The organism is Methanosarcinales archaeon Met12, assembly GCA_002813105.2.
In the GTDB taxonomy this organism is placed as follows: domain Archaea; phylum Halobacteriota; class UBA148; order UBA148; family JAJOKI01; genus JAJOKI01.
This window is the reverse complement of sequence record CP017966.2, coordinates 527,482-542,805: the sequence shown is the minus strand read 5'-3', so window position 1 is coordinate 542,805 and position 15,324 is coordinate 527,482. Positions and strand designations below refer to the sequence as shown.

General features: G+C 44.5%; 26 protein-coding genes and 1 tRNA gene. 12 read left to right on the top strand and 15 right to left on the bottom strand.

Translation table 11 applies throughout. The features are described 5' to 3' along the window. Positions 1–16: 16 nt before the first annotated feature. The 4 genes from BME93_03480 to BME93_03465 all read right to left on the bottom strand — a co-directional run bounded on the left by BME93_03480 (position 17) and on the right by BME93_03465 (position 1,492). Positions 17–277: a type II toxin-antitoxin system mRNA interferase toxin, RelE/StbE family gene (locus BME93_03480; GenBank protein ID ATZ61177.2), complete on the bottom strand. Its 261-nt coding sequence runs from the start codon at positions 275–277 to the stop codon at positions 17–19. Positions 278–282: 5 nt separating this feature from the next. Beyond that, positions 283–471: a hypothetical protein gene (locus tag BME93_03475; protein ATZ61176.2), complete on the bottom strand. Its 189-nt coding sequence runs from the start codon at positions 469–471 to the stop codon at positions 283–285. A gap of 77 nt (positions 472–548) precedes the next feature. Next, complete coding sequence (fxsA, locus tag BME93_03470) at positions 549–947, bottom strand: membrane protein FxsA (protein ATZ61175.2); 399 nt, start codon at positions 945–947, stop codon at positions 549–551. A 110-nt stretch (positions 948–1,057) separates the two neighbouring features. Next, positions 1,058–1,492, bottom strand: a complete 435-nt coding sequence (locus tag BME93_03465; GenBank protein ID ATZ61779.2) for an acylphosphatase — start codon at positions 1,490–1,492, stop codon at positions 1,058–1,060. A gap of 271 nt (positions 1,493–1,763) precedes the next feature. Between BME93_03465 and BME93_03460 the strand changes: the two genes are divergently transcribed. Next, positions 1,764–2,315, top strand: a complete 552-nt coding sequence (locus BME93_03460) for a hypothetical protein (GenBank protein ID WRQ72873.1) — start codon at positions 1,764–1,766, stop codon at positions 2,313–2,315. Here the strand turns inward: BME93_03460 and BME93_03455 are convergent. After that, the gene (locus BME93_03455; protein ID ATZ61174.2) at positions 2,287–3,132 is read right to left on the bottom strand and encodes a DNA adenine methylase; all 846 of its coding nucleotides are present in this window, start codon (positions 3,130–3,132) and stop codon (positions 2,287–2,289) included. The two genes, BME93_03460 and BME93_03455, sit on opposite strands and share 29 nt — an antisense overlap. Continuing rightward, complete coding sequence (locus tag BME93_03450; GenBank protein ID ATZ61173.2) at positions 3,129–3,449, bottom strand: hypothetical protein; 321 nt, start codon at positions 3,447–3,449, stop codon at positions 3,129–3,131. Before BME93_03450 ends, BME93_03455 begins: the two co-directional genes overlap by 4 nt. A 93-nt stretch (positions 3,450–3,542) precedes the next feature. Between BME93_03450 and BME93_03445 the strand changes: the two genes are divergently transcribed. Continuing rightward, on the top strand, positions 3,543–3,686 hold the full coding sequence (locus BME93_03445; GenBank protein ATZ61172.2) for a hypothetical protein: 144 nt from the start codon (positions 3,543–3,545) through the stop codon (positions 3,684–3,686). Positions 3,687–3,712: 26 nt separating this feature from the next. Here BME93_03445 and BME93_03440 read toward each other — a convergent pair whose 3' ends face one another. Further along, positions 3,713–3,913 (bottom strand): hypothetical protein, encoded by a 201-nt coding sequence (locus BME93_03440; GenBank protein ID ATZ61171.2) that lies wholly within the window; start codon positions 3,911–3,913, stop codon positions 3,713–3,715. A gap of 27 nt (positions 3,914–3,940) precedes the next feature. Between BME93_03440 and BME93_03435 the strand changes: the two genes are divergently transcribed. Beyond that, the gene (locus BME93_03435; GenBank protein ATZ61170.2) at positions 3,941–4,156 is read left to right on the top strand and encodes a type II toxin-antitoxin system HicB family antitoxin; all 216 of its coding nucleotides are present in this window, start codon (positions 3,941–3,943) and stop codon (positions 4,154–4,156) included. On the opposite strand, the gene BME93_03430 is transcribed toward BME93_03435, so the two are convergent. The 5 genes from BME93_03430 to BME93_03410 form a co-directional block, all read right to left on the bottom strand. Beyond that, the gene (locus BME93_03430; GenBank protein ATZ61169.2) at positions 4,157–4,384 is read right to left on the bottom strand and encodes a type II toxin-antitoxin system HicA family toxin; all 228 of its coding nucleotides are present in this window, start codon (positions 4,382–4,384) and stop codon (positions 4,157–4,159) included. Between the two features lie 220 nt (positions 4,385–4,604). Beyond that, positions 4,605–4,832, bottom strand: coding sequence for a DUF2283 domain-containing protein (locus BME93_03425; protein ID ATZ61168.2), 228 nt, complete (start codon positions 4,830–4,832; stop codon positions 4,605–4,607). A gap of 49 nt (positions 4,833–4,881) precedes the next feature. After that, complete coding sequence (locus BME93_03420) at positions 4,882–5,268, bottom strand: HEPN domain-containing protein (GenBank protein ID ATZ61778.2); 387 nt, start codon at positions 5,266–5,268, stop codon at positions 4,882–4,884. Further along, the gene (locus BME93_03415; GenBank protein ID ATZ61167.2) at positions 5,246–5,857 is read right to left on the bottom strand and encodes a nucleotidyltransferase domain-containing protein; all 612 of its coding nucleotides are present in this window, start codon (positions 5,855–5,857) and stop codon (positions 5,246–5,248) included. The genes BME93_03420 and BME93_03415 overlap by 23 nt, the downstream gene beginning before the upstream one ends. A 146-nt stretch (positions 5,858–6,003) precedes the next feature. Continuing rightward, on the bottom strand, positions 6,004–6,174 hold the full coding sequence (locus tag BME93_03410) for a hypothetical protein (GenBank protein ID ATZ61166.2): 171 nt from the start codon (positions 6,172–6,174) through the stop codon (positions 6,004–6,006). A gap of 103 nt (positions 6,175–6,277) precedes the next feature. On the opposite strand from BME93_03410, the gene thiC reads away from it, so the two are divergent. From thiC to BME93_03365, 9 genes are all read left to right on the top strand, one after another. Beyond that, a complete protein-coding gene (thiC, locus tag BME93_03405; protein ID ATZ61165.2) occupies positions 6,278–7,498 on the top strand; it encodes a phosphomethylpyrimidine synthase ThiC in 1,221 nt (406 codons plus the stop codon). 4 nt (positions 7,499–7,502) lie between these two features. Then, a complete protein-coding gene (gene purH / locus BME93_03400) occupies positions 7,503–8,438 on the top strand; it encodes a bifunctional phosphoribosylaminoimidazolecarboxamide formyltransferase/IMP cyclohydrolase (protein ATZ61164.2) in 936 nt (311 codons plus the stop codon). A gap of 6 nt (positions 8,439–8,444) precedes the next feature. Beyond that, positions 8,445–9,662, top strand: coding sequence for a dihydropteroate synthase (gene folP, locus BME93_03395; protein ID WRQ72958.1), 1,218 nt, complete (start codon positions 8,445–8,447; stop codon positions 9,660–9,662). An 18-nt stretch (positions 9,663–9,680) separates the two neighbouring features. Beyond that, complete coding sequence (gene cofE, locus BME93_03390; protein ID ATZ61163.2) at positions 9,681–10,436, top strand: coenzyme F420-0:L-glutamate ligase; 756 nt, start codon at positions 9,681–9,683, stop codon at positions 10,434–10,436. A gap of 4 nt (positions 10,437–10,440) precedes the next feature. Then, a tRNA-Gln gene (locus tag BME93_03385) sits at positions 10,441–10,740 on the top strand. Between the two features lie 105 nt (positions 10,741–10,845). Further along, the gene (locus BME93_03380) at positions 10,846–11,070 is read left to right on the top strand and encodes an LSM domain-containing protein (GenBank protein ATZ61161.2); all 225 of its coding nucleotides are present in this window, start codon (positions 10,846–10,848) and stop codon (positions 11,068–11,070) included. 6 nt (positions 11,071–11,076) lie between these two features. Continuing rightward, positions 11,077–11,478, top strand: coding sequence for a hypothetical protein (locus BME93_03375; GenBank protein ID ATZ61777.2), 402 nt, complete (start codon positions 11,077–11,079; stop codon positions 11,476–11,478). A 65-nt stretch (positions 11,479–11,543) separates the two neighbouring features. After that, positions 11,544–11,960, top strand: a complete 417-nt coding sequence (locus tag BME93_03370; protein ATZ61160.2) for a hypothetical protein — start codon at positions 11,544–11,546, stop codon at positions 11,958–11,960. Between the two features lie 29 nt (positions 11,961–11,989). Continuing rightward, the gene (locus BME93_03365) at positions 11,990–13,099 is read left to right on the top strand and encodes a GTP-binding protein (GenBank protein ATZ61776.2); all 1,110 of its coding nucleotides are present in this window, start codon (positions 11,990–11,992) and stop codon (positions 13,097–13,099) included. 141 nt (positions 13,100–13,240) lie between these two features. Here the strand turns inward: BME93_03365 and hypE are convergent, their stop codons facing one another. From hypE to hypA, 3 genes are read right to left on the bottom strand one after another with little or no spacing between them, the layout of a single operon-like run. Next, complete coding sequence (hypE, locus tag BME93_03360) at positions 13,241–14,272, bottom strand: hydrogenase expression/formation protein HypE (protein ID ATZ61159.2); 1,032 nt, start codon at positions 14,270–14,272, stop codon at positions 13,241–13,243. Then, on the bottom strand, positions 14,259–14,921 hold the full coding sequence (gene hypB, locus BME93_03355) for a hydrogenase nickel incorporation protein HypB (GenBank protein ID ATZ61158.2): 663 nt from the start codon (positions 14,919–14,921) through the stop codon (positions 14,259–14,261). Before hypB ends, hypE begins: the two co-directional genes overlap by 14 nt. Continuing rightward, positions 14,914–15,324 (bottom strand): hydrogenase maturation nickel metallochaperone HypA, encoded by a 411-nt coding sequence (gene hypA / locus BME93_03350; protein ATZ61157.2) that lies wholly within the window; start codon positions 15,322–15,324, stop codon positions 14,914–14,916. Before hypA ends, hypB begins: the two co-directional genes overlap by 8 nt.

Sequence of the window (15,324 nt, the reverse complement as noted above, 5' to 3'; positions counted from 1 at the left end):
TATGTGCTTGCCCAAACTATCTCTTATAAGCTCTATCGTGGTGTTCAGCAACAAGAAATTCCACAACATCTCCTGTTATCTGGAAAATGATTACAATGCTCCCTATATGAACCCTTCTCAATCCTTTAAGTTTGTATCTCAATGGCTTGTAACCTTCTGGACTTTCTAAAATTTCCTCGATCTTCTTACAAATTCTCTCAAACAAAACCTTGTCTTTCTTCTTGATCTTCTGGAGGTCTTTTTCGAATTCGGGAGAAAATCTGCAGTTATATGTCATCCAAATCAGAGAGATTCAAAATATCTGCTTCTTTCTACCTTACTTTTGCACAGAATTCCTTTGCCTTTTTCGAGTTGCATCTGCGCTTTGCTTACCTTTTTTATAAACTCCTCGTTAAACTCCTCATAGAGTACCTTCTCGCATTTCTTCAAAAACTCATATTCCGCCCTGGGAATGGTCACAACTTCAGGCATGTTTATCACTAAATATAGTTCGTTCTGTGACTTTAAGGTTTCCTAACGATGTGCTGGAGATATGAGTTTTGAACAATTTACCACTCATATCTGTGCATTTGTACCTCGCCATACCTGATCTTTCGCTTGAGCCACCCCTTCAGTATCTTCTTTATCCACTTGCGCGTCAATGGAATGAGCAGGGCAAAGCCCAGTAAATCCGTGAGCACTCCCGGCGTGATGAGCAGAACCCCGCCTATCAGCACGAGTGCGCCATCGAACAATCTGTCTGTTGGCAGGATGCCGCGCATCAGGTCCATCTGCATGTCTCTGAGAACGGACAGGCCCTGGGATTTTGCGAGCATGGCGCCCAAAACCCCTGTGACCACGACGATGATGATTATATTCCACGTACCAATCAGCTTGCCAAGTTCGATTAATAAAAATAGCTCTATGATGGGCGTCAGGATAAAGATTAGTATTAGTGTGGGCAGCATTTTGGTTTCCTCTGCCGTAGTTTGTTTCTAGCACATGTAAACGTTTTGTGTCTAAAAGTGATGGTTAGCCAGAGAATTGGCGTGATGGATACCGTCAAATCGAATCCTTCTTATTTCTCTTTTAGGGTCTCATTAAGATTTTTTATGGCCCCAATCAATTCCTTATAAACATCAACACCTTTGTAAATTTGATCAAAAGTCAGAGAATGACTGAACAGACCGACATCCAAAACCAACAAATCTTCTTTAAATTCTAAATCAGTGACAGTAAGACTTGGATGAGGATTGCCCATTCGTCTTTTGAACTCTTCCTTATCCATAGCTCTTTGCTTTAGCCACTCGATTAAGTTTTCTCGGATTTCTTTATGTATGTACTTAATCTTATTTTCATCTCCTTCCAACACAACTTCTACCCTACCATCTGGTAAATTAAATGCGCCTCCTTTGGTGAACCCAGCACAGATTAATTCTCTCGTGACTGTAAGCCTACAACCAACATGTTGGACTTCTTTGCCCTCTATGTAAAAAAGTGCTTTTCTCTCCATTGTAACTTAGCTCACCCCCACTTCCTAAGTATGTTGCCAGGCTGCCTATATGAACAGGTGGCGCCACATATACATAAAAGTTGTTACCAATTTGTTGATAATGCCGCCGTAATCCCACCATGGTAGAAGTTAAGAGCATTTTGATTTTATCGATTTAAAGCAATCTGCGCGGCGATTTTTGAGAAAAGAGCGCTCTTTCGGATCAAAATGCTTAAATAAGCCCGCAGAGGATCAATCAAAGGGATGAAGTTTAAAAATCGGAGGTTAATTCTTGCCAAATTATAATCAAGGAAGAACACAAATAACAAGAGATGGAAATCCAATAATTTCCATCCTTGAAATTGATTTTGAAAATGGTTTACAAATTTACGTTTTTCCTGGTCAATTAAGCCCAAATGATATATGGATAAAATTTAGGAATTTTAACACTCCACGTTCACAAATAAGAACGCCAAAACATATTCATTGGACGGTTGATATTCTAATTAAAAAATTTGGTGATTCAAACCTTACTAATGAATTTTTGAATAATATGATAGCTCGATGGGAACAAATAACTCCTCTACCAGATAGAACAATGCAAACTATACGTAATAATCTGGTAAAATCACGAGATAATCAGTTTATTACACATTATCAAGACCTTAATAATCACGGATTTTTTGATATTGAATTTCTTACACACTTAATGGAGTTACTTATGTTACAAGAAAAGACTAATAATCCTAATGCTTTTATGTTTATAGGAGTAGTAGATAAACTTTTAAACTCAAATGATTTGTACTCAATATTATCTAAAGCTGGTTTTGGTGGGAGACGATAGGTTTCCAATTTCTGATAATTAATTCTCTTATTTTTCCCCGCCCATCTGCTTTACAACTTATCGCCCTTCCAGCAAATACTATTTCTAGATCAAATTCTTGATATAATTTTTGTGTATATGGGTGATATGAGTTACTTAGCATTACGAAACGTCCACCAGAATCGAGGTGCTTATAAACTTCGTATAGTCTATCTTGGTCTTCTTTGGTAAATCCTTCCGAGGTGTAACTCGTAAAATTAGATGTTTCTGACAACGGGAAATAGGGGGGATCGAAATAAACCAAATCTACCTTTTGGGCGTGTTTCAGAACCATTGAAAAATCCTCACTAACTAATTCAACTTTTTGAAGAGCTTGGCTTACGAGCTTCAAATTTTTTTCATCGCAAATTGTAGGATTCACATATCCCCCAAATGGGACATTGAATTTTCCTTTTTTATTTACCCGATAAAGCCCATTATAGGCTGTTTTGTTTAAGTAGATAAACCTAGCAACTCTCTTTACTTTATCTTTGAGTTCTTCAGCTCTGATTTTGTAATAAATTTCTTTTGTATTTTGATAGTTTCCAGATTGGAGTTCATTTATTAAGCTATCCACATCACTTTTGATTACCTGATATGCATTCATCAATTCTTCGTTTAAATCGTTAAGATATGCTTTTCTTATTTTGCCCATGCTGTATAATCGAAAAAATAAAGCCCCACCTCCAACGAATGGTTCGTGATAATTTTTAAACTCGGGGAGGTTCTTTGTAAGCTCATTTAAAAGACTTCCTTTACCACCCGCCCATTTTACAAAGGGTCTTGCTTCTTTGTTCATTTTGTATACCTCAGAACTTTTCTGGCTGAATCGAGGCAGTTTAAAACATTCTCCTCAAGTTCTTTACTATCCTCATCTAATTCAGGATACTTTAAATGAACTAGTTCATGACAGATGATTTCTTCGATTTCCTCTGTTGTAGCATCGGGGGCAAAAACTTCTAAAACCACTTTCTTCTCCGGTGGGAATGCTTCCCCGTACACATTATACCCTACAACTGGTGTATTTTCTAGAAAACTCAATTCAAGCTCGGCTTCGACTCCGAGTTTTCTCTTCTTCTCCTCAAATAATTTTTCTATCTCTTTTCTAACTTTCATACTTATCAACATATACACATATACACCCACCATATATAAATTTTACGCATATAGCGAAAAGTAGTTATATGCATACGTGCATGTCTGTCTTATATGAAAAGGCTTAACATAGTCTTGCCTGATGATTTGGAACAGGACTTTAAAGAAGAGGTCTTTAAACGTATGGGCATGAAGAAAGGTAACATGAGCAAGGCGATTGAGGAGGCGATTATGCTCTGGATCAGCAAAAAGTCATAGGAAATGCTTATAATTTCGCACAAACTTCATCTTGAGAAGACATCATCAAACTCCAATGGAAGACGAAATCCACGCGCGAAAGATGGCGCGGTAGGAACTACGATTTCCTTTTGATTGCCCACGAACATCTCTACGTCTTCAGGAAGCCTGCTCAGGACGAAAAAATCACAAAATTCAAGGAGAGTATGAGGTGGTGGTGAAAGGTTTATATTTATTAACACTAACATTGAGAGTGGGCAATACAAGGTGAAAAAATGAAGTTCAAGGTCATCGTCTGGGAAGATGAGGAAGATGAAGGATACGTTATAGAATGTCCTGCTCTCCCTGGGTGTGTTTCTCAGGGCGATACAATAGAGGAGGTCTTGGAAAATATAAAAGATGCGATTCAAGGCTGGTTAGAGGTTGCAGCTGAAAGAGGGAAAACCGAAACGAAAATCTCATCTGCAAGAGAGATCGAAGTAGAAGCGTGATTAAAGTAATTCTACGAATTCTTCTATCGTCAATCCTGCTTTTTTTATTAAGGTTCTCAACACGCCCCTTTTTAATGGTTTTTTGTGACAAGGTATTGTGAGAATCGCCTTCTCTCCAGGCTTTATCAAGTGGATATGACTTCCTTTTTGTCTTGCAACATGCCATCCTACTTTAGAGAACACCTTTACCGCCTTTTTCGGCATAACTACAGGTAGTTTTGATGGCATGATGTTTACTCAATATAGTATTTATATAAATCATTTCGCACAAACTTCATCTTGAGAAGACATCATCAAACTCCAATGGAAGACGAAATCCACGCGCGAAAGATGGCGCGGTAGGAACTACGATTTTCTTTTGATTGTGCACGAGCATCTCTACGTCTTCAGAAAGCCGGAAAAGGATGAGAGAATGACGAAGTTCAAGGAAAGTGTAAAGTGGTGGTAATTATGCCGTTACAAATCTAGCAGTTACAGGCACTTCTCTGCTAACACCCAATTTTTTGAATCTTTTTATGAAATTGAGTATCGTAAAGCCAACAATTTCGCCTTGGTCGTTTTTGTGAATTATGACGTCATCGCCTATCTCTTCGCTTATCGCTGGCTGAGGTTCACCTATCGTAACATCTAATACGTCACCTTCTTCATCCAAGAAGAATTTCAGCTTTTCTTCCATATCACATTCCCCTTCTTAATTCTGTCAGTGACATAAATAATAGGCATAATCACGCCTTCAAGCATTCTTTGGCGCATTCTATAAACTTCTGGGCTTTTCTAATCCATCTCTCGGCTTCTGCCTTGCTGACCTCTATCCCTTTATAGTCTGCCTTTGATTTTGTCTGCACTGCAGGGATTATGACCGTACTTCCCAAATCGGCAAATTTAGATGGAATTTTATTAAGACCGATAAGATCCCGAAACAGCCTTACAGCATCGTCATGTCTCATAGCCCGCCTTTTCAAGAACTTGAGCGTTAGGGCATCATTTGCTCTAATTATCGAGTGAATGGCTTGAGCGACTGCAACCGTGTACCTCTCCCTGTCCGGGCTTGCAGATTCCATCAGATTTTTAGCACTCTCCAGCCAAAATTCAGCCTCTTTTAGCTCCCTCATACAATACCACTCCTTCCGCTAATTCTGAGGCAAATTGCTCGTTTTCTTTCAATTCTCTCTGGGTCAATACTATGGGTATGATTTTCATTTTTGTTTCCCCCAAGATCTCATCGGCTACCTCTACGATCTTCTTTTCCAGTCGGTACTTCTCGCCTACGAGTAGAGCTACATCAACATCACTCGTAAGCTTTTCCTTGCCTTTTGCTACACTTCCAAATAGAATGACTTTTTTCACATGCTTCAGTTTTTTAACTCGGTCGACAAACTTGGATATAGCCAACCCGTGAGGTGATAGCTCCAACTCCACAAAGTCCCTCAATTCATCTATGATAGGCGATTTCTGATTTAATCTACACACATTGTACCCGCCTATTTTTTCTATGGTAATCATGCCCGCCCTTTCTAAGTCGTGAATAAACCTCCAAGTGGTAGTGTAAGATATCTTCGTTATCCTGGAAATCTCCAGGGGCGTGAAATTCCTGTTAGGGTATCCAAGGAACAATCTTAGCACGGCTGGATATTTGGTCAGCTTTTGAATAGTAGTTTTCACATTTGAATAGTAGTTTTCAAAATATTTAAAGACTTGCATCAATACTCCAATGGAAGACGAAATCTACCCGTGAATCGTGGTTCGGCAAGAACTACAACTTCCTCCTGATTGCCCAAGAGTAAGAATATTACAACATAGGTTATTGACTATGGGACCATCTGCAAATCCTTATGACCTGCAATACCTTATAGCAGAGCCACAATCCCGAGGATGATCAGGATAATCCCAAACACCCTGACTATCCATTTGGTTATGTTTGCCCCTATCGTGATAAGTATAACGCCAATTATTATCTGGATTATCGGGTGAATATGTTGTGGCATTATTCCAAAAGTGAATTCTAATTCTGGCAGCATAATAAATCAACCTACATTTACCTATTTTAATCTTATTGCTAAAAACGTTTGTGGTATCCCAAATTTATATGAGATATAGCATACCATAAGAAGGAATAATACGATGATGACGCAGATCGAAAGCGCTACACAGGGCAGAATTACAGAAGAGATGAAAAGGGTCGCTCTCGCAGAGGGTATCGATGAGGAGGTTGTACGGGAGCGCGTGGCGAATGGCGAGATTGTGATCATGCGCTCCGTTGGGATCGGTAAGGGATTGCGCACCAAGATCAATGCGAATATCGGTACATCCTCTGTGGCAGTTGATCCAGCACTTGAGGTTGAGAAGGCGAAGGTCGCAGTGAAATGCGGGGCAGACACCGTATCTGATCTTTCGATGGGCGGCGACATAGATGGCATTCGTCGAGAAATCTTACAAGCAGTCTCCGTCCCCATTACGACGGTACCAATCTACCAGGCCGTTGTTAGGTGCTCTTTCCAGAAGATGGCACAGAAGGATATCATCGAAACGATCCGAAAACAAGTTATGGATGGAGTCAGCTCGATTGTCATACATGCAGGATTTGTACTGGAGACATTGCCGCTGCTAAAAGAGCGCACGATGGGCATGGTCTCCAAAGGGGGGGCGTTCACAGCAGCCTGGATGCTCGAGCATAATAGTGAAAACCCCTTTCAAGAGGGATTTGACGACATACTTGACATCGTACATGATAATGACGTGGTCCTATCGCTTGGAAATGCGATGCGAAGCGGATGCGTTCACGATATGCAGGATGGTCCGCAACTACAGGAAATAAAGGCAAATACAGAACTTGCAGATCGCGCCAACGACGCGGGCATCCAGGTCATCATCGAAGGAATGGGAGGACATATTTGGGCAAGGGATATAGAGAAATATGTGAAATACCATAAAGAGGTTACCAGAAATCGACCGCTTTTCGTGGCAGGGCCGTTGCCCATCGATGTCGCGGTGGGCTATGACCATATCGCCGCATGCGTTGGAGCGAGCCTCGCCAGTGGAGCGGGTGCAGACTATCTATGCGCCGTGACACCATCCGAACATTTGGCCTTGCCAGACCTGGAACACGTCAGAGAGGGCGTGATCGCCTTTCGCATAGCCGCCCATATCGGTGACACGATAAAATATGGCCTCTCTGACAGGGACTTGAAATTAGCCATGATGCGGCGAGGTCGCAATTGGGAAGGGCAGTTCAAGTTCGCATTGGATGAGGAGAGGGCGCGAGAGATACATTCTCAGGAAGGATGCACGATGTGCGGAGAATATTGTGCGCTGGAAATAATGGATAAGTACCTCGGGAGTTGATTGTATGAGAGAGAAAGAACGTTTAAATCTGAGTTTCGAGAAGGTTCAGGACCTGAGATATGGAGAGAATCCACATCAAAAGGCGACATTCTACAGAGACTTGGGATTCAAGGGGGCCTGCGTAGCCAATGCAACACAGTTACATGGAAAAGAGTTGTCGTTCAACAATATCGTTGATCTGGATGCTGCACTTGAAATGGTGAAAGAATTCGAGAAACCGGCGGCCGTGATAGTCAAGCACACCAATCCATGTGGCGTCGCATGTGGCGAAACGATTTTAGAGGCATATCAAAAGGCGCATGCGTGCGATCCGATGTCGGCGTTTGGCGGCATAGTTGCGTTGAACAGAGAATGCGATGCTGAGACCGCGAAAGAAATTGCATCGGTCTTCAAGGAAGCAGTTATCGTCTCAGATTACGATGAAAAATCGCTAAAAATACTGAAGCAGAAGAAGGACCTGAGACTGTTGAGGGTGGGGGCGCTTACCAAGACCGCGGGAAAAGATATGAAAAAGGTTGTAGGCGGACTGCTTGTGCAGGATATGGACGTGGCGGACGTCGACGTGTTGAAAGTCGTGACCGAGCGGTCGCCCACTGATGAGGAGATGGTGTCTTTGTCGTTTGCATGGAGGGTTGCCAAACACGTAAAATCCAATGCAATAGTACTCATCAAGGACGAGCGGACTGCTGGCATCGGCGCAGGGCAGATGAGCAGGGTGGACTCCGTCGAGATGGCGGTGAAAAAGGCAGGAGAAAAGGGATGTGTTCTGGCTTCAGACGCATTTTTCCCATTTAGAGATGGAATAGACGCAGCGGCAAAGGCAGGTGTTACGGCGATCATACAGCCCGGTGGCTCCATCAGAGATGAGGAGGTCATCGCGGCGGCAAATGAGCACGACATGGCGATGGTATTTACTGGAATAAGGCACTTTAAGCACTGAGGCGATATGACGTTAATTGATGCTGAAATAGTAGGCATGAAGGTTGGCGACCTTCATCCGACGAGGGTCATGGGTGTGATAAACCTCAGCGAGGAGTCGTTTTACAAGGGCTCCATAGTCAGTGGAAATCAAGTTGCAGAGAGGGCATCCATGATGGTCGAAGAGGGTGCTGACATACTTGACATCGGGGCGAGGTCCACCGCCCCTGGCGTGAAACCGATTTCTGTGCAAGAAGAGGTGGGGCGCCTGTTGCCAGCGCTAAAAAGCGTTTTAGACGTAGTCGATGTGCCCATCTCGATCGATACGCAGTATGCAAGCATCGCAAAAAAATCCCTGAGTATGGGCGCCAATGTCATCAACGACATCAGTGGACTAAAAAACGACCAGGATATGGTGAAGACGGCGTCAGACTTCGATGCGCCGGTAATACTAATGGCGACCAAAAAGGTGCCAGGTGACTGTCTCACGTTCTCAGAAACCAAGGCCGCGTTGGTCGAGAGCATCTGTATGGCAGAGAACGGCGGAATAACTGATATCGTCATCGACCCGGGCATAGGCAGGTGGGTCCCCGAGAAGACGCATGAATGTGACCTGGCGCTGTTAGATAATTTTGAACGATTTAAAGTCCTTGGCAGACCCGTTTTGGTAGCAGTGTCGCGTAAATCCTTTATCGGTGGTGTTTTAGGTAAGCCAAGCCCATCTGATCGGTTGGCGGGTACCCTAACATGCACTGCCATTGCCGTATATAAAGGTGCACATATAGTTCGGACGCACGACGTAAAAGAAACGATAGATACTATTAAGATGGCAGAGACGGTGCGGAGCAGACCTATCACAGTGGAAAAAGATGGTCGCCAAGTTATCATAATCGATTGCATAAAGAAGCCAGAAGATTCGATAGATTTGATGAAGTCCATCAACGTGACCGATACTGGTATAAAAATAATGAAGGACAAGACGGTCTCCATGTCCATGTTCATCAAAAACGTGACAGCGCCGGAGGCTCTTGTTATTAAACAGGAAATGCTCGCAAGAGGGGGGGACGCTGCCATTCACAGGGGGGCGATATCTGGCGAGATAGAAGTGGCAGACGTGTTGCTTCTCGGCACGGTGGCGCAGATCAAAAGTTTGGTCCACAAGCTGAGAATGCAGTCGCTTAATTTACCCATGATCGGAGAGTTGATTCAAGATGCTTTGGCATTGCAAAAGAACGATAATAGGTGATAGCTCCTGGGACAGAAAATGATTTTATATCCCATTAAAACGCCTTTGATTGAACCTGGACACGATCTCGTCGAGATATTGATGAGCGTGCTGACAAGGGAAAAGCTGGACATCGAGGACGGAGATGTCCTGGTCATTGCGGAGTCGGTGGTCGCCACTGCCCAGGGCAGGCTGCAGAGGTTGGACCAGATTTCCCCCTCCAATGCTGCGATGGGGATGGCAGAGATTTATAAGATGGACCCGGCCGTCGTCGAGGTCATTCTTCAGGAAGCAGATGAGATATGTGGAGGCATGGAAAAGATATTGCTGACGGTCAAGGATGGGTGGTTTACCGTCAATGCGGGCGTGGATGTCTCCAACGCCCCAGAGGGTCATGTCGTCCTGCTGCCTGTGCATCCTTTCAGAGAGGCGGAACGTATCAGGAGGAGTATCAAGAAAAGGACCGGTAAGAGAGTTGGCACGATAATTGCCGACAGCAGAACTATTCCACTTAAAAAAGGTGTTATTGGAGTTGCACTGGCAACCGCTGGGATGGAGGCGGTAGAGGACCTCAGGGGAAAGAAAGACATATTCGGGAGGAGATTGCAGATGACGTTCAGGGCGATAGCTGATGATTTGGCTTCTGCGGCGCAGCTCTTGATGGGGGAAGCTGACGAACAGGTTCCCATGGTGCTAATACGGGGTGCTCCGATCAAATTGACCGAGAAGCCATCACAAAAGATGGATTTATCGCCAGAAGAATGTATATATATGAGTACCTTTCGGTATAGATGATATTAGCCCGGTGGTGTAGCGGTCAATCATACAAGGCTCTGGACCAAACTTTTACATAAAAGTTTGATCAAAAATGTGCTACATTCGCTCGCTTTGCGAGCTCAGTAGCACCATCAAATTACATAAAAAGACCATGACCTATCGAATGCAATGAAATAGAAAGGTAGGTCGTCAAAATGAGCAACCCTTTGCAGTTGGAACATATCGACCCGTTGAAGCGAAAGCGGAAACGGGTCAAATGATCAACCTGTTTACAGGTTGTGGGAGACACCTTGTGACCACGGTTCGAATCCGTGCTGGGCTATCTGAAGCAATGTTCGAAATATGATATAATATGGAGAAGAAGTTAGATTATCAAGATGGCAAATTATAGATACAGAGGGCGCATAAAAGAAGAGGGAGTTTTACTTTGTTTCCAAATAAGAAGGTTCAAGAGTTGGTCGGTTCCAAAATTCGGATCGAGATGAAGGGCAAAAAATACGTTCTCGAGGGCATGCTGAAGAGCGCGGACGATTATTTGAACCTTCACGTGGTGAATACAGTCGAATTACTCGATGGCGAAAAATCAAGGGCGCTGGGTTCGGTGATTATACGTGGAAATAATATAATTTTCATAAACCCTATCAACGAGTGAGATGATATGAAATGCTGGACTGATGATGAAATCAACCTGCTTAGAAAGCATATTTCATCATCAAAAGACGAATTACTAAAATTGTTCCAAAATAGGTCGTGGGCAAGCATCAGGAAAAAAATATCGAGGGTCATGAAAGCCAGAAAAATCCCGAAGTGGTTTTCTTTTGATTTGCTTAAGGACAGGTCAATAGAAGAGTTGGCGGAGGAGAGGGGACTTAGCCCGATAACTATTGAGAGAATCGTCCAGGCAGGTGGCAGGTCGGTAAAGGATTTCAGGAGACCTCAAGATGCAAAATTCGAGTTGCTGATGGCAGGAGGCATGATTACACCGTGCTGTGGCTGTACCGAGGAATGTCGACCTGAATACTGTGCCCTGCTTAACGAATGGATTCAAGCATTGGTGTGAACGTTATTTTAAAGGGGACGCACTTATACTTTTATGTATCAAGAAATCCTTTAATTATAACAAATATGAATGATATGAGCGACCGTGATTTGGCGTTATTTGCAGCGAAATGCTACTTTGGTATCGACGAGGAAAATGAAGACGATTGTCATTTCTACGTTGTTGATGACTTTAAAAGAAAATTGCCCCCTGGGGGGTTTATCGACGCCATGGAAAAGGAATTGCCTGGGTGGTGGAACGATAATATCGGGCACAAATCAAGAGTTGCACGCATGTCCATGGTCGATTTAATGCACCACATCAACAAACTGAGGGTTCAAAGAGGGTCGGACCATCTACCTGAACATAACGCGCTTTTTAATGTCTGGATGGAGCATATCGTGTCCAAATATCCTGACATATATCTAGTTGAAGTATGGAATAAAAAAAGCAATACAAGGAAGCGCATCCTCATCAATACCGGCGTCAGACAACAAGGCTAAACGGGTTGGGCCAAAGATGGTGGATGTACATGGGCATTGAAGATGACATCAAAGCCATAGAGGACGAGATTCGGAGAACCCCTTACAATAAGGCGACCCAGGTCCATATCGGCAGACTGAAGGCGAAATTGGCCAGGTTGAAAGAAGACGTTCAATCCACCAGGAAACGGAGGGGTGGAGGGGGATATTCGGTTAAGAAATCTGGCGATGCAACCGTCATCCTGGTCGGTTTTCCTTCTGTCGGAAAATCCACACTGCTCAATAAACTCACCAGTGCGCAGTCTCAAGTTGCCGACTATGATTTTACCACTATAGGTGTCATCCCAGGCTCTCTCGTTCATAGGGGAGCACATATACAATTGCTCGACGTCCCTGGTTTAATAGAGGGTGCTGCTGCGGGTAAAGGGCACGGAAAAGAGGTGCTGTCTGTCATACGAAGTGCAGACCTCCTATTGCTGATGACCGATATATTCCACCTGGAGCACCTAAACGTGCTTAAAAAAGAATTATTTGGCGCTGGGGTGCGCATCAACGAATTGCCCCCCAATGTTACGATTCGTAGAAAAGCCACAGGCGGCATTATCATTAATAGAACGACCGAATGCGAAATCGATGAGATGGCGATGCGCTCGATCTTGAATGATTTTAAAATTCATAATGCAGATGTGCTTATCCGTGAAAACATAACGATAGATCAATTCATCGATATAATTCTTGGCACCAGAAAATATGTGCCTGCTCTGCAGGTGTTGAACAAGCTGGACTTGATTTCATTTGGGGATAATGCCCTTGAAGACTTGCCGATACCAAATGATGCGATTTTGATCTCTGCAGAACATGGGTCGGGTCTTGATGACCTCAAGGATGCTATTTTTGAGAAGTTAGGGTTTATCCGCATCTATATGAAGCCACGGGGCGAGGGCGTGAATCAAGCGCCCATGATACTCATGAAGGGGTCAAGTGTCAGTGATGTCTGCGATCGCGTTCACAGAGATTTTAAGAGAAAGTTTAGATATGCGCAAGTATGGGGCAGATCCGTGAAACACAGGGGGCAGAGGGTTGGCCTTGAGCATACCCTGAGAGACGAAGATGTTCTGACGCTTGTGATGGAGAGAAAAGTTAAACCCCCAAAAAAATAAATAGGGGGGCTTGTGGGGTTATTTGTAATCCAGGCTAAACTCTGGACCGACCTCTAGTTCCTCTAAAACATGGATGCCAAAACCGTCGTCGGCAGCCAAGATATTTCCACAGCACAAAACGACGACCCTCAAAAAAACACCTCAACACACCCTCGGAACTGGGTCCCCTAAAGGCGTTTCAATATACCTCTTTCCCCCAAGTGCGGTTTCTAAAACGACTTTTCCCTTGTGCCCTTCGATTGCTTCTCCAATTATCTGCGCATCCTTCCCATATGCCGTCCCACGTATGGCAACAAGAACTGCTTTGGCACTCTCTGGCCGCACGCAAATGATCGCCTTGCCCTCATTTGCCACCTCCAGCGGGTCGATCCCGAGCATCTCTGACGCTGCTTTGACCCCTTCCTTCAGAGGGACTTGCTCTTCTTCGATAGATATTCCAACGCCGCTTTTTCTTGCCATTTCGTTTAGCGCGGATGTCAGCCCGCCCCTGGTGGGGTCCTTCATCGCGGTAATTCCGCCCACATCCAGTGCCGCCTTGATCACATCCCACAATGGCGCGGTATCGGATTCGAGCTCGGTCTCAAAACTGAATCCCTCCCTGAACGATAAAAGCGATGTGCCATGGTCTCCTATCGTTCCTGTGACGATGATTTTGTCACCGACATTCAAACCAGAGTCGCGTATCAACTCGTTTGCAACGCCGATACCTGCTGTGTTGATTACCAGGCCGTCCAACGCCCCCCTTTCCATCACCTTGGTGTCACCAGTGATTATTGCTGCTCCGACCTCTCCGACCACTTCATCCATGGACTTAACTATCTTTTCCAGGTCGTCAAGCGGAAACCCCTCTTCCATGATGATGCTGCTTGACAATGCGATGGGGCGGGCGCCCATGACCGCTAAATCGTTTATGGTCCCTGCGGCAGCAACTTTTCCGATGTTTCCGCCAGGAAAAAACAGCGGCTTGATAACATAACTATCGGTAGTAAATACGATCTCGGAGCCTCCAATCGATATCGTCGCGCCGTCATCAAGGTCGAGCAGGCCGACGCTGCCGGCGCGGTTGTTGGACACGTTCTTGACGATAATTTCGCTAATTAACTTTTGCATGAGTTCTCCGCCGGCACCGTGCGCGAGAGTTACGTTTTTTTCGGTTGCTTTACCTGCGGGCATTCACGTTCACCTCAATGAATTTGATCCAATCGTCAATGCCTTCGCCCGTGGTCTTGCTCGTCTTCAGTGCCTTAATCCGCGGATTGTTCCTGAGTGCATCATCGATCATCTTACCTGCATCGGCATCCACTGCCTCTGCGATGTCCACTTTGTTTACAATCGCCAGGCCACATGTCCTGAATATCATCGGATGTTTCTCCACTATGTCATCGCCCTCGCTGACGCTGACGACGACGACACGGTGATGTTCTCCAAGCGAATAATCCGTTGGGCACACCAGATTTCCGACGTTTTCGATGAACAAAATATCCATGTCATCCAATGGCAGCTGTCCAATGGCATGTTCGACCAGATTGGCATCCAGATGACATTCCTTCCCCGTGTTCAGGGAGACTGTGGGAGTGCCATGCGACTTAAAGCGGTCGGCGTCGATGTCTGCGACGATGTCCCCTGCTATCGCCCCTATTCCATATTTATCGCCAAGACTCTCAATCGCCAATTCTATCAGCGTCGTCTTGCCAGAGCCAATCGCACCCATGATGTTAAAGCCAGTGACGCCGAAACCATCCAATAATCTGCGATTTTTCTCCGCAAGCGCCTCATTTGCCTGCAAGACATCATATCCAACTTCTACGCGAATGTCATGCATTTTCCCCCACCTCTATTTTGATGTCTCTAACGTTTATCTCTCTGCCAGATATCAACCCCGGCAGGGAGTTCTCGCATTCTGGACAGACTATGCTTAGCGCTAAGTCAGATAGCGCGCGGTATTGTTTTGTATCGTCACAGTTCGAAGAATTGTGAGAATCTAAAACGCCTTCATATCCGCACTTGCATTTTATCGTTGGGGGGATTTGCATGATATTTAAGTCCGCACCCTCTGCCAGACTCTCCTTGGCGATAATTTCAAAACAAAAACTCAACTGCTCTGAATTTATGTGGGTCAGTTCACCCAACTCCAAGTATATTGATATCACTCTGATGGCATCGTTCTTCGATGCCGCATCCATCACGGCTTTGTATACTTCCATTGCCACACCATATTCGTGCAT

What these genes read in the sequence shown, in the direction of transcription:
- BME93_03480 (ATZ61177.2), bottom strand. Translation starts at nt 277, where the DNA reads ATGACATATAACTGCAGATTTTCTCCCGAATTCGAAAAAGACCTCCAG.
- BME93_03475 (ATZ61176.2), bottom strand. Translation starts at nt 471, where the DNA reads ATGCCTGAAGTTGTGACCATTCCCAGGGCGGAATATGAGTTTTTGAAG.
- fxsA (ATZ61175.2), bottom strand. Translation starts at nt 947, where the DNA reads ATGCTGCCCACACTAATACTAATCTTTATCCTGACGCCCATCATAGAG.
- BME93_03465 (ATZ61779.2), bottom strand. Translation starts at nt 1,492, where the DNA reads ATGGAGAGAAAAGCACTTTTTTACATAGAGGGCAAAGAAGTCCAACAT.
- BME93_03455 (ATZ61174.2), bottom strand. Translation starts at nt 3,132, where the DNA reads ATGAACAAAGAAGCAAGACCCTTTGTAAAATGGGCGGGTGGTAAAGGA.
- BME93_03450 (ATZ61173.2), bottom strand. Translation starts at nt 3,449, where the DNA reads ATGAAAGTTAGAAAAGAGATAGAAAAATTATTTGAGGAGAAGAAGAGA.
- BME93_03445 (ATZ61172.2), top strand. Translation starts at nt 3,543, where the DNA reads ATGAAAAGGCTTAACATAGTCTTGCCTGATGATTTGGAACAGGACTTT.
- BME93_03440 (ATZ61171.2), bottom strand. Translation starts at nt 3,913, where the DNA reads ATGTTAGTGTTAATAAATATAAACCTTTCACCACCACCTCATACTCTC.
- BME93_03435 (ATZ61170.2), top strand. Translation starts at nt 3,941, where the DNA reads ATGAAGTTCAAGGTCATCGTCTGGGAAGATGAGGAAGATGAAGGATAC.
- BME93_03430 (ATZ61169.2), bottom strand. Translation starts at nt 4,384, where the DNA reads ATGCCATCAAAACTACCTGTAGTTATGCCGAAAAAGGCGGTAAAGGTG.
- BME93_03425 (ATZ61168.2), bottom strand. Translation starts at nt 4,832, where the DNA reads ATGGAAGAAAAGCTGAAATTCTTCTTGGATGAAGAAGGTGACGTATTA.
- BME93_03420 (ATZ61778.2), bottom strand. Translation starts at nt 5,268, where the DNA reads ATGAGGGAGCTAAAAGAGGCTGAATTTTGGCTGGAGAGTGCTAAAAAT.
- BME93_03415 (ATZ61167.2), bottom strand. Translation starts at nt 5,857, where the DNA reads ATGCAAGTCTTTAAATATTTTGAAAACTACTATTCAAATGTGAAAACT.
- BME93_03410 (ATZ61166.2), bottom strand. Translation starts at nt 6,174, where the DNA reads ATGCTGCCAGAATTAGAATTCACTTTTGGAATAATGCCACAACATATT.
- thiC (ATZ61165.2), top strand. Translation starts at nt 6,278, where the DNA reads ATGATGACGCAGATCGAAAGCGCTACACAGGGCAGAATTACAGAAGAG.
- purH (ATZ61164.2), top strand. Translation starts at nt 7,503, where the DNA reads ATGAGAGAGAAAGAACGTTTAAATCTGAGTTTCGAGAAGGTTCAGGAC.
- folP (WRQ72958.1), top strand. Translation starts at nt 8,445, where the DNA reads ATGACGTTAATTGATGCTGAAATAGTAGGCATGAAGGTTGGCGACCTT.
- cofE (ATZ61163.2), top strand. Translation starts at nt 9,681, where the DNA reads ATGATTTTATATCCCATTAAAACGCCTTTGATTGAACCTGGACACGAT.
- BME93_03375 (ATZ61777.2), top strand. Translation starts at nt 11,077, where the DNA reads ATGAAATGCTGGACTGATGATGAAATCAACCTGCTTAGAAAGCATATT.
- BME93_03370 (ATZ61160.2), top strand. Translation starts at nt 11,544, where the DNA reads ATGAATGATATGAGCGACCGTGATTTGGCGTTATTTGCAGCGAAATGC.
- BME93_03365 (ATZ61776.2), top strand. Translation starts at nt 11,990, where the DNA reads ATGGGCATTGAAGATGACATCAAAGCCATAGAGGACGAGATTCGGAGA.
- hypE (ATZ61159.2), bottom strand. Translation starts at nt 14,272, where the DNA reads ATGCCCGCAGGTAAAGCAACCGAAAAAAACGTAACTCTCGCGCACGGT.
- hypB (ATZ61158.2), bottom strand. Translation starts at nt 14,921, where the DNA reads ATGCATGACATTCGCGTAGAAGTTGGATATGATGTCTTGCAGGCAAAT.
- hypA (ATZ61157.2), bottom strand. Translation starts at nt 15,324, where the DNA reads ATGCACGAATATGGTGTGGCAATGGAAGTATACAAAGCCGTGATGGAT.